Origin of the sequence: Mailhella massiliensis, from assembly GCF_020741395.1 — a bacterium.
Taxonomy (GTDB): domain Bacteria; phylum Desulfobacterota; class Desulfovibrionia; order Desulfovibrionales; family Desulfovibrionaceae; genus Mailhella; species Mailhella massiliensis_A.
The window spans coordinates 1-10,931 of sequence record NZ_DYZA01000124.1; the positions used below are offsets into that span (position 1 = coordinate 1).

At 58.6% G+C, this 10,931-nt stretch carries 9 protein-coding genes; all 9 read right to left on the reverse strand.

What is annotated here, in order from left to right:
- Positions 1–447 (reverse strand): PAS domain-containing protein (locus K8W16_RS06290; RefSeq protein WP_304122177.1); only part of this gene is annotated, 447 nt, incomplete at its 3' end.
- Between the two features lie 464 nt (positions 448–911).
- Positions 912–1,823 carry a carbohydrate kinase family protein gene (locus K8W16_RS06295; protein ID WP_304122179.1) on the reverse strand — a complete coding sequence of 304 codons (912 nt, stop codon included), beginning with the start codon at positions 1,821–1,823 and terminating at the stop codon, positions 912–914.
- A gap of 86 nt (positions 1,824–1,909) precedes the next feature.
- Positions 1,910–2,800, reverse strand: a complete 891-nt coding sequence (locus K8W16_RS06300; RefSeq protein WP_304122181.1) for a class II fructose-bisphosphate aldolase — start codon at positions 2,798–2,800, stop codon at positions 1,910–1,912.
- An 86-nt stretch (positions 2,801–2,886) separates the two neighbouring features.
- Positions 2,887–3,951, reverse strand: coding sequence for an aldose epimerase family protein (locus K8W16_RS06305; protein ID WP_304122183.1), 1,065 nt, complete (start codon positions 3,949–3,951; stop codon positions 2,887–2,889).
- Between the two features lie 183 nt (positions 3,952–4,134).
- Positions 4,135–5,190, reverse strand: a complete 1,056-nt coding sequence (gene dctP, locus K8W16_RS06310; RefSeq protein ID WP_304122185.1) for a TRAP transporter substrate-binding protein DctP — start codon at positions 5,188–5,190, stop codon at positions 4,135–4,137.
- A 107-nt stretch (positions 5,191–5,297) separates the two neighbouring features.
- Positions 5,298–6,611 carry a TRAP transporter large permease gene (locus tag K8W16_RS06315; RefSeq protein ID WP_304122187.1) on the reverse strand — a complete coding sequence of 438 codons (1,314 nt, stop codon included), beginning with the start codon at positions 6,609–6,611 and terminating at the stop codon, positions 5,298–5,300.
- A gap of 49 nt (positions 6,612–6,660) precedes the next feature.
- Complete coding sequence (locus K8W16_RS06320; protein ID WP_304122189.1) at positions 6,661–7,185, reverse strand: TRAP transporter small permease; 525 nt, start codon at positions 7,183–7,185, stop codon at positions 6,661–6,663.
- On the reverse strand, positions 7,179–9,362 hold the full coding sequence (locus K8W16_RS06325) for a TIM-barrel domain-containing protein (RefSeq protein ID WP_304122191.1): 2,184 nt from the start codon (positions 9,360–9,362) through the stop codon (positions 7,179–7,181). Before K8W16_RS06325 ends, K8W16_RS06320 begins: the two co-directional genes overlap by 7 nt.
- Before the next feature lie 114 nt (positions 9,363–9,476).
- The gene (locus tag K8W16_RS06330; RefSeq protein WP_304122192.1) at positions 9,477–10,835 is read right to left on the reverse strand and encodes a hypothetical protein; all 1,359 of its coding nucleotides are present in this window, start codon (positions 10,833–10,835) and stop codon (positions 9,477–9,479) included.
- Between the last annotated feature and the right edge of the window lie 96 nt (positions 10,836–10,931).

Below are 10,931 nucleotides of genomic sequence, written 5' to 3' on the forward strand. Positions count from 1 at the left end.
CTCGCTTTGCACGATTTCCGGCATGCGGCTTGCCTGCTTCGGAGCATTGCTGAGCTTGGAAAACACTTCCAGAAGCTCCTTCTGGAAAGCTACCTTACCCTGCAGTTCCTGAAGGCGACTCTCGTCGCGCATAAGCGTAACGCAAAAAACAACATGTCCGTTATGATCGAAAATAGGATACCCTTCCAGAACAAGCCTTCGACCGCCAGCCACAGTCTGCACCCGGGTCACGGTTTTTCCGGTACGAAGCACTTCCGGGTTGAGCACGACGTCGAAAACACCCTTTCCAAGAAATTCCAGCACATTATGCCCAACCATACTATCGTGCGGAACACCCGTGAGCTTTTCGTGCATGGCGTTGACGAAGAGGACAGTCCCCTGCGCGTCAGTCACACAGACTCCGTCACTGAAGACGTCCAGAAGCTGATCAATATGATTTTGCAGCATGGTCGCCTCCGGCTAGTTGAAATTCTTTTTCTTATAGCCGAATCTGAAAACATTGGCAATCAAGGCCGGCGACTTTCGGCCTTTGTCCGACCGTCGGAACACTCCCTCACCTCTCCCACCCTCTTTTCCTGAAAAACAGCCCGGCAGAAAACGAACCGGGCCGACGGACAACGCTCTGAAAACGCAGGTAAAGGGCAATCGTTCCTTCAACCGGGCTCCGGCAAACAAAAACGGGATTTCACCACAATGAGGTGAAATCCCGTAATATTGAGGAAGGAGGCCCGACGGGCTGCCGAGAACCCTCTCTTGCGGGAAAAGGCTCGCCGGGACGCACATGGCTGTACAAACCTCGTTTCTACAGCAGGCTGCACGAACGCCCGCACCAAACCTGCGACCAGGGCTCTTGTATGCCGCAGGCCGGAGCATACGGCAACATACGCCGAAGCCCCCTCTCTGCAAAAGGCTCAGACGCGGCCGTCCCTTTCCGCAAGAAAGGCGTCAACTTCCGCCGCAGTGGGAATGCCGTCCCAGCCGTGGCCGTTGCGGCACAGAAGCGTAGACGTGGCGGAAGCGCGACGCGCGGCTTCCAGCACGCCGTAGCCCTGCGCAAGGCTCGCAGCCATGGCGCCATGGAACACGTCGCCCGCACCCGTACTGTCGGTCACGGGCACATCGGGAAAAGTGGGCACGCGGCTGATGACGCCGTCTATATTCCAGAGCGAACCTTCAACCCCCTGGGTGGCGGCCACGATACCCTTGCACATGCGGCCAAGCTCTGTCAGGGCTTCCATGGTATCGTCCATGCCCAGCATCTTCTTCATGCCGAGATCCGCACAAATGACATAATCCGCCCTCTTCACACAGGCCAGGTACCGGGGATCATCGGACACTACGTCCACGTCGAGCAGTACCTTTATGCCCCGCTTTTCGGCCTCATCCATGACATGGGGCATGACGGAAAGCCAGCGCATGTCGCTCAGGATGAGGGTATCGGCATCCAGCGTATCCACGGGCAGCGCCTCAGCGCCGATATCCATGGCCGGGTCGGTATAGGCGAGGATCTGACGGTCGCCCGCCGGATCCACCATGATGCAGGAAGAAGAGGTACGGGAGTTGGGGCAGGTCACCATACCGGAGATATCCACACCCTTGCCCGCCAGAAGATCCTTGAGCCACCGGCCTTCGGCATCGTCGCCGACACGGCCCCAGAAGGCCGTTTTCACGCCGAGGCGGGAAGCCGCGATAGCTGCGGTAGGAGCGGGACCGCCGCCGCGCATGGTCACGCTGGTCGTGCCCAGCTTCTGGGGGCGGCTCATCAGTTCGGAGACCTGATAGACACGGTCAAGAAACAGGTTGCCGATGCAGACAATATTCATATTCAGGCTCTCATGGCGAGCGGCTATCCGCCCGTCTGTGGTGGAAAAAAGCTTCCGGCCGGGCCTCCGGCCGGAAGGAGGATAACTTATTCGCCCTGCAGGAGATGTTCTGGCAGGCTGTTGCCGCTCACGGTGCAATCCGCCACGCGGCCGGCGGAACCGAACAGTTCCATGTAGTGGGCGGCAAGAGCGCGCACGCCTTCACGGCCGTCTTCCAGAAGGGCCAGCAGATCACATTCCGGCTCCACGGCCAGACGCTCACGGATGCGCTTCACGGCCGCACCCTTGAGGGCGGTGTTGATGTTGATCTTACGCAGGCCGTTGCGGGTGGCGGTGCGTATGGCGTCTTCCGTCACGCCGGAAGCGCCGTGCAGCACCAGCGGCACACCTATGGCGCTCAGGCGGCGCAGCAGATCCTGATCCAGATCCATGGAGCTGGTCTTCATACCGTGGATGGACCCCAGGGACACAGCCAGGAAGTCGACACCGGTACGTTCGGCGAATTCCGCAGCCTGGTCGGGATCGGTGTACATGATATCGGCACGGCTGCCGCCGGGCATGGGCACTTCGCCCACTTCACCTTCAGCGCTTGCGCCGTAGTCGTGGGCCATCTGCACCATTTCCTTCGTCATACGGATGTTCTCTTCAAAGGAAAGGGAAGAGCCGTCGAACATCACGGAAGAAGCGCCGAGGCGCAGGGCCTTGCGGATCAGGCCGAGGTCGCGGGCATGGTCGATATGCAGGGCGAAACGACCACTGCTCTGTTCCATGACGGAGAAGCACAGGGCCATGATGTTTTCCATGCCGATGTGCTTGTAGGCCTGGGCACCCAGAGCGAGAATAGCCGGGGCCTTCATTTCTTCAGCTGCCTTCACCACGCCGCCCAGGGTGGTGTAGTTGTGCACGTTGAAGTGGCCGACGCACCAGTCTTTGGCGGGATCGAGGGCAAGGAGTTCATTCATGGTATAAAAGGGCATGGGGAACCTCGCAGGGTGTTAAAGAGGTGGAAGGAAAATCGGCGAGGGGCGGAAGATACGTGCGCTCATCCCGCTCCAGACCAGCCTTACCAGCTAAAACGGTGCATGGTGTGCGTGGCGCGGGTTTCACCGGCCTTAAGCACAATGGAGGGGAAATCGGGCTGGTTGGGCGCGTCGGGGAAGAACTGAGTTTCCAGGCACAGGGAATTAAAGGCCTGATACACTACGCCGTCCTTGCCGTCCCAGTGACGCAGACTCAGCTTGGAACCGTTGTAGAACTGAATACCGGGCAGGTCGGTGGACACCGTCATGGTACGACCGGAGGCGGGATCGCGAAGTTCCGCGGCGAGGGTGAGGCCCGCTTCGGCAGAAGGCGTACCGTTCAGCACATAGTTCACATCAAACATGCGGTCGGGCAGGCCGGGCAGAGCCATCTGATCGCCGATGCGCTTCATGGAAGTGAAGTCGTAAGCGGGATCCTTAACCACGGGACGGATTTCCCCGGTGGGAATCATATTGCTCTGAACAGGAGTATAGGCGTCAGCGTAAAGGCGCAGTTCATGGTCTTCGATACTGGGAGAACCATGTCCGGCGAGGTTGTAGTAGTTATGGTTGGCAAGGTTGACGATGGTGTCCTGATCCTTGGCGGTGGCGGTGAAATTCATGGCCACTCCGTTGTCTTCATCGAGGCTGATTTCGGCCAGCACGTCGAGTTCGCCGGGGTAGCCCTGTTCGCCGTCTTCGGAAGTCCTACGGAGGATCACACGGGAAACGCCGTCTTTCTCTTCCGCTTCGGAGGCCCACACATACTTGTCGAAACCGCGGACGCCGCCATGCAGATGCTGGCCGGTGGGGCCCTCATTGCAGGGCAGATGATAGGTCTTGCCGTTCAGGGTGAACTCACCGTTGTGGATGCGGTTGGCCACACGGCCGGCAAGGATGCCGTAGCAGGGATGGCCGTAGAGATACTGGGCGAGGTTGTCGAAGCCGAGGATCACGTCGGCGGGGCCGTTCTTGCCCGGCACCACCAGGCGACGCATGATGCAGCCGTAATCGAGCACTTCCACTTCCATGCCGTTCTTATTAGTCAGCACGGTAGCTTTGATATCCTGATTCCAGAATCTGCCGAAAGGTTTGACAGTAACAGCCATGATGATTCTCCACAAAAACAGGGGTAACAGAGCGAAAAAAAGGTCGACAGGCAACCGGCCTCCCGTCCGTGGCGCGAATGCGCCTTTCCATGACGGACTTGTCCAAACGCCCACCCGCTTGGACGCTTGGAGAAAGCCTCATGGAGGCCGGGGGAGCCACCCCCGGCCGGAAAGCTACTGGAATTACTTCAGAGCATCGAAGGAAGCACGACGGTTCTGTTCAAACTTGGAAGCGTTGGCAATAGCCGCATCGAGTTCCTTCAGGAATTCGGCGCCGCCTTCAGTTTCCTGCAGATACATGTCACGCAGGGGCTTCACCACTTCGATGAACTGGGCCTTTTCTTCAGGAGTGGGGAAGTAAGTCTGGCCGCCGGCCTTGGCAAAGGCGGCATAGGCGGGACGTTCCATATCCATCTGCACACCGTTTTCCACGATGCCCATCAGCTTGAATCCGTCGATGAGGGCGTCCTGGAATTCCTTGGGCAGGCTCTTGAAGTAATTGGCATTCATGAACCATGCGGAGAACATGAAGTTGTGGCCGTCGAGGGTCATGTACTTGGCCTTTTCATGCAGACGCACGGCGGTAAGGTCGGTGATGGAGTTCAGGGTGCCGTCCACCACGCCCTTGCTCAGGGCGTCATACACTTCCATGAAGGGGATGGGGGTGGGGGAAGCGCCGTTCAGGCGAACCTGTTCCTGCTGTACCTTGTTTTCCACGGTGCGGAGCTTGAGGCCCTTCAGGTCGGCGGGGGTCTTCACGGGATGCTTGGCGTTGACGTAGTTTCTCCAGCCCGCGCTGTTGGAAAGGCTCATCATGAGGAGTTTACCGTTGGTATTCTTGTAAATGAGTTCACGCAGCTTGTCTTCAAAGGGGCCGGAGAGCACATTCTGAGCAACGGTTTCGGAGGGCATGATGTAGGGAATATCCAGAGCGGCGATGGGAGGATACACCACGGCGATGCCGCCGGCGGTAGCGGGGTAGATATGCACCACGCCAGCTTCCAGGGACTGGAAACATTCGATGGGGTTGCCGCAGAGCTGAGCGCCGGCGTAGATATCGATCTGCAGCTCGCCGCCGGTACGGTTTTCCACGTACTGCTTCAGAAACAGCGTGGACGCATGCTCGGCGGTTCCTTCATTGGAAAGGAAGTCGAGATTCAGTACGGTCTTGGCCTCGGCGGCGCAGGCAAGGCCAAGCACGAGGGACAGGGACACAACGGACTTCACAAAGCCTTTCATAGGGATATCCTTTCGTTAAAGGTTTATGTGTCATGAAAACCGCTTGGATAAACGGTTCTTCCTATTGCAATTGAGGGCGGACCGGCCTGCGGGCCTATCCGCAGGATTTACATGAGGCCCCAGGCCTTGGGCAGGAACAGAACAGTCTCAGGGAAGTAGCTGAACACGCAGAGAAGCACGGCAAGCACAAAGAAGAAGGGCAGCATTTCCTTGACCAGCTTGTCCAGACTGACGCCGCTGATACCCTGTGTGACGAAGAGCACCAGACCCATGGGAGGAGTGATGAGGCCGATGGTAAGGTTGATGACCATGACCACGCCGAAATGAATGGGGTCGATGCCCACAGCCTCCATGGCGGGAGCAAGAATGGGGCCGAGAATCAGGATGGTGGGACCGGCGTCCATGATGCAGCCGACCAGAAGCAGGGTGACGTTGACGAGCAGGAACAGGAGATGCGGATCGCTCGTGAGGGCCACCAGAGCGGAACCGAGCATCTGCGGAGTATGACGCAGGCTTACCACGGAGGCAAACGCCACGGCCGCACCTACCAGGATGAGGATCTTGGCGGAAGCTATGGCGGAACCGGCAAAGATGCGGGGCAGCTGAGAGGGCTTGATTTCACGAGTGTAGAACACACCGAGCATCAGAGCGTAGAAGGCGGCGATAGCCGCGGCTTCCGTGGCCGTCATGATGCCGCCGAGAATACCGCCCATGAGTATGACCGGAGTACCCAGGGGCAGAATAGCCTTCTTGGCCGCCTGACCGCGTTCCTTCCAGCTCGCACGGGGCTTGGGATCGGGGAACACACCGGAGCGGGCACGCAGGGAGATAACCAGCATGATACCGCCCGCGATCATGAGGCCGGGGATGATGCCGCCCGCGAACATAGCCGCCACGGAGCAGTTTTCCACGAAAGCGTACATGATCATAAGTCCGCTCGGCGGAATGATGGGAGCGAGGATACCGGCGGAAGCAATGATTGCCGCAGATATTCCGTCGGGATATTTCATCTTCTTCATGGCCGGGATGAGCATGCCGCCCAGGGCGGAGGCGTCGGCCACGGCGGAGCCGGAACCGCCGGAGAGCATGACGGAAGCAAGCACGCACACATGGCCGAGGCCTCCGCGGAAGTGCCCGATGAGAGTTTCAGCGAAAGTCACGATACGCACAGTCACACCGCCCGCGCTCATGAGTTCGCCTGCGAGCACGAAGAAAGGCAGAGCCATAAGGGCAAAGCTGTCGACACCGTTCCACAGACGCTGCAGAAGCAGGGGGAAGAAGGCCCACTGGCCGTTTTGGGCAAGATCTATCCCCGGGGCGAGCAGAAGCACATAGACGATGGGAAGGCCTATGAGCACAAGTCCGAGGAAGTAGACCAGATAAAACATTTTAAGAGCTGCGATTTTAGCAATGATATTCATGAACGACTCCAGATACTCGTGAATATTTCAGCGGGAGCGCCGGGGCGGATCAGACCTTTCTGGCTTCGTCAAGCTCTCTCAGCCTGTCGGGATTACCGAGGCAGGGAATGAGCTTAAGGAACCACAAAAAGCTTGCAATGAACGTCATACAGAAGCTGTAGGGCAGCACGATGGAAACAATCCACATGGGCAGCTGCATGGCCATACTGACTGAGGAAAACGAACGCTGAATATAGAAGTAGGACTGGTAGACGCATACGGAGAGAACAAGAAGCGCCAGAGCTTCGGTAACGAGCGCGAGCACCACCCCGATGAAGGAATGGCGGAAGCGAAGTACCAGAAAGTCGAGTGCCACCAGTTCCCCGCGCTGCTGCGCGTAGGGGAAAAGCAGGAAGGTAATCCACACCATCATGAAGCGTGCGCTCTCTTCCGTCCAGGTAATGCTGTAGCCGAAGCAATAGCGCAGGATCACGTTCAGCGTGACTACGGCCAGCATGCCCGCCATGAGGACGGTACTGATTTTGACGGCTATGCCGTTGATCTTTTTGACCAGTTGCTCAATCATACTCAGCATATCTTCCCTCCGGCAAAAAGAAATTCATGGAGCTGTTCCGGTTCCACGACGCTCACATGGGAGGCCGGGACAAGCTTTCCGTTTTCAAAGACGACTTCGTCGTCATAAGTGCAGGAGTGTTCGGTGACTTTGCCGAAAGCGGCCACAGCGGCGATACGCCTGCCGCTTTCGATTTCGCCGGTATGGCGCACGGCCGGGCCGAGCTTGAGCACGGCTCCTTCGCGCACAAAGACCGGAATACGGTCGAGAGGTACGATTTCCTCCACGGTGCGGTCGCCGGCAACGGCCTTGCCCGTCCAGAGATCATACCAGGCGCCCTTGGGCAGACGGTAGCGAACCTTGCCGCCCTCCCGTACCACCGGCACGATGAGCAGGTTGTCGCCCAGCATGTATTGAAGTTCAAAGGGCCACACGTCGGGCTGATCGGGGAAGGAAAGCACCATGGAGCGCATGAGCGGCATGCCCGTATCAGCCGCCTGGGCGCTGGCGTCGGAAAGATAGGGAATGAGGCGATAGCGCAGGCGCACCCAGCGGCGGCAGATATCTTCCGCCTCGGGTCCGTAGGCCCAGGGCTCGCGCGGGCCGATGCCGTGGAAACGCATGTGGGAGCCGAGGGCTCCGGCTTCCGTCCAGCGCACGAAGAGTTCGGGCGTGGGCTGATCGCCGTAGAATCCGCCGATATCGGAGGAGTAATAGGGAACGCCGCTCATACCCCAGGACAGTCCGCCCAGAATGGAGCCGGCAAGGCCGCCCCAGCTGGATTGGGAGTCGCCCGCCCACTGGATGGGAGCCCTCTGGCTGCCCGCCCAGCCGGAGCGGGACCAGCAGAGCGCGTTTTCGCCGTGATAACGGCGGCCGGCCTCATACACGCAGAGGTTATAAAGCAGAGAGTAAACATTATGGATGCGGACGCCGTTGTCGCCGTTGCAGGCGTACATGTCGGGCAGAACCTGTTCGCCGAAGTCGGCCTTGATGCAGTCCACGCCGGCCTCGAACAGTTCCTTATGGCGGCCGCACCAGTATTCCCAGGCTTCGGGATTGGTGAAGTCCACAAGACCGCTGTTGGGAAGCTGCGTCAGTACCTGACCGAAAGGACCGGGATCGAAGGCGTATTCATAGGCCTTGCCGTCCTTGTCGCGCAGAAGCCAGCCTTTTTCCGCCATTTCGCCAAACAGCTTGTTCTTGATGGAAACGAGAGGATATTCCCACACGCAGATCTTGTAATTCATGGCCTTCAGGGAATCACAGAAGGCCTTGGGATCGTCGTAACGGGAGGGATCCCATTCAAAGGCGAAGCGGGTGTCGGTGTCCTGCCAGGCGCGGCCGTCAATGGTGATCACATCGCAGGGAACATCCATCTCGCGCATCTTGGCGGCGGCTTCCAGGGTTTCGGCGGGTACGCGGTAATAGGCCTTGGAAAGCCAAAGGCCGAGACTCCACACCGGAGCCTTGGCGGAACGGCCGGTGAGCTTCGTGTAACGGCCCAGAATTTCTGCGGGCGTGTCGCCGAAAAGGAAGAAGAGGTCGAGCACGGCGTCCTTCACATCGAGGCAGAGGCTCTGGTTGGCCCACTGCTGATAGCCCACGCCGATGCGAACATAAGAAGGAGTATTCACGAATACGCCGTAGCCTTCGGGAGACCACACGAAGGGGCAGTTCTTATAGCAGACGGAACTGTTTACTCCGAGGGCATCTTCGTTCCACATGTCGAGCAGCATGCCGCGGCGATTCAGCCCGGCATAATTTTCGCCGCCTCCGTACACAGCCACACCGAAGGGCAGGCCGAGAGCCGCAAACCAGCCCTCTTCCGTAGCCGCCACCGGAGGCAGACGGAACTTGCGTACGAAATGGCTGTCTTCCGTCACGGGAAGCACGACTTTACCGCCCTTTTCCAGGCTGAAAGTAAGAGGAGAACGGGTCAGACGAAGCGCGTATTCACCGCTTGAGCAGAGCACATCGTCCTGGTTTTCCACAACTTCCATGGCAAGACGTTCATCTTTGGCGCATACGATGCCGTAATCGTTGACCTCCGCATCGCCAAGACGGACACGGAAGCAGCCCTCCGCATAGACGGAGACCTCCAGCTTTCCGGCATCAGTGGAAAAAACCGCTTTGTTATCGGCAAGAGAAGCCAGGGCCAGCCCCTTACATGGGGACAGATTCTCAAAGTTTTGCATAGTGTGCTCTGCCTTGTTCTGCTATGACTCTGTTATAGAGAAATCCTACAGCCAAAAGAATGGCTGATATGAAAAACGGAGACGAACCATCACGGTCCGTCTCCGTCCCTGATATTACGCCTTGGTGAGGTCCACCACTTCGAGGCCGATCATCTCGGCTATCATCTTGAGCTGTTCACGGCAGTCGCCGTACACGATGCCGGAATGATGTTCCATCCCCTCGGTAATGAGGTTCTTCATGAACTGCCCGGCGGGAATATCCATGCGTGCCACGCCGGCAGTCCCGGAGAAGGCCAGAGGACGGCTGATCATCTCACCGCCGCCGATGAGCAGGCGCAGCTTGCCCTTACCCTGGCTGATGCGGGCCAGCGTAAAGCGGCCGGGCTTCAGACAGAATTCCGAAAGCAGAGGCAGCTTGCGGTTGGAATGTATGGTACCGCGGATGGGACCTTCGGGATCGGCCATATCGATGGGGGCCTGGCCGCAGTGCCAGAAAACCACGGTGTCGTCCTTCACGTCGACATCCACAAGGTCGGTATTGAACGCTCCGGAGTTCTGCAGACGGGTGAGCAGAAGCGCCGTGAGCACGCCGTAGAGGTCGCCTTCGCAACCGCAGGGCACGCCGTCTTCATTCATCATGGCCATGGCGCCGCAGGCGGCCGCGCCGTAATGGGTGAAGAAATGAGGCCAGCAGCGCACCGTCATGCCGAGGTACCCCTGTTCGGCAGCCTTGTCGCGCATGCGGGCGTATATCTTGCAGGTCTTGATGGTGGCATCGTGGTCGAGCTCGCCGAGGTTCGGAAACTGAGCGGCACGGCGGGCATAGGGCGCATCGGCCACACTATCGGGCTGAGCCTTAGTTTCCTCAATGAAGTCAAGAATATCTATATGATCGGTAGTCATACCGAACAGGCGGAACAAGTCGTTGGGATCGAAGTTGCAGGCATCAAACCCGTCGGGATGCTCGCCGATGAGCAAGAACTTCTGCCCTTTGAGCTGATTGAGCACGGAAGCGGCCTGAGCAGCATGGAAAATTTCCGCGGCCGCCTCAGAATCGGAAGCATCCTTGTGCACATGGATGATGCTCTTGCCGTGGCGGCTCAGGGCATGGGAAGCCAGGTTGACGCCGCAGAAGGAGTTGAGCAGCAGACGGCCGCCGGTACGCGCTTCGGCCCAGGACCACATGATGACGGGCTTGCCCAGCTTGAGGGCGGCGGCCACAGTGCTTTCCGCATCGGTAAAGGTTACCTGAATGATCAGAAGCGCGTCCACGTCGGCAGCTTCTATGGCGGGCAGGGCCGCTTCCAGAGCGGCTGCGTCGTACAGAATTTCCTTGCCGCCGACAAGATCGGCATCCATGGCGGAAAGCGTATTGACGGCCTGAGCGTGAACTTTGGCCGCGAATTCGGTATCAAAGGTGGAACGACCCAGGGCGAGTACGCCGAGCCTGGGTTTACGAACAGCATAAGACATAATGAGCCTCCGGATAACTCTTGACCTCAAAAGGCGATATCCGCCTTCCTGACCTGCCTCAAAAAAAAATACCGCATTGGGGTTAAACTGTGATTT

Coding starts and splice junctions, on each gene's coding strand:
- K8W16_RS06300 (WP_304122181.1), bottom strand. CDS start 2,800: ATGCCCTTTTATACCATGAATGAACTCCTTGCCCTCGATCCCGCCAAA.
- K8W16_RS06315 (WP_304122187.1), bottom strand. CDS start 6,611: ATGAATATCATTGCTAAAATCGCAGCTCTTAAAATGTTTTATCTGGTC.
- K8W16_RS06320 (WP_304122189.1), bottom strand. CDS start 7,185: ATGCTGAGTATGATTGAGCAACTGGTCAAAAAGATCAACGGCATAGCC.
- K8W16_RS06305 (WP_304122183.1), bottom strand. CDS start 3,951: ATGGCTGTTACTGTCAAACCTTTCGGCAGATTCTGGAATCAGGATATC.
- K8W16_RS06325 (WP_304122191.1), bottom strand. CDS start 9,362: ATGCAAAACTTTGAGAATCTGTCCCCATGTAAGGGGCTGGCCCTGGCT.
- dctP (WP_304122185.1), bottom strand. CDS start 5,190: ATGAAAGGCTTTGTGAAGTCCGTTGTGTCCCTGTCCCTCGTGCTTGGC.
- K8W16_RS06295 (WP_304122179.1), bottom strand. CDS start 1,823: ATGAATATTGTCTGCATCGGCAACCTGTTTCTTGACCGTGTCTATCAG.
- K8W16_RS06330 (WP_304122192.1), bottom strand. CDS start 10,835: ATGTCTTATGCTGTTCGTAAACCCAGGCTCGGCGTACTCGCCCTGGGT.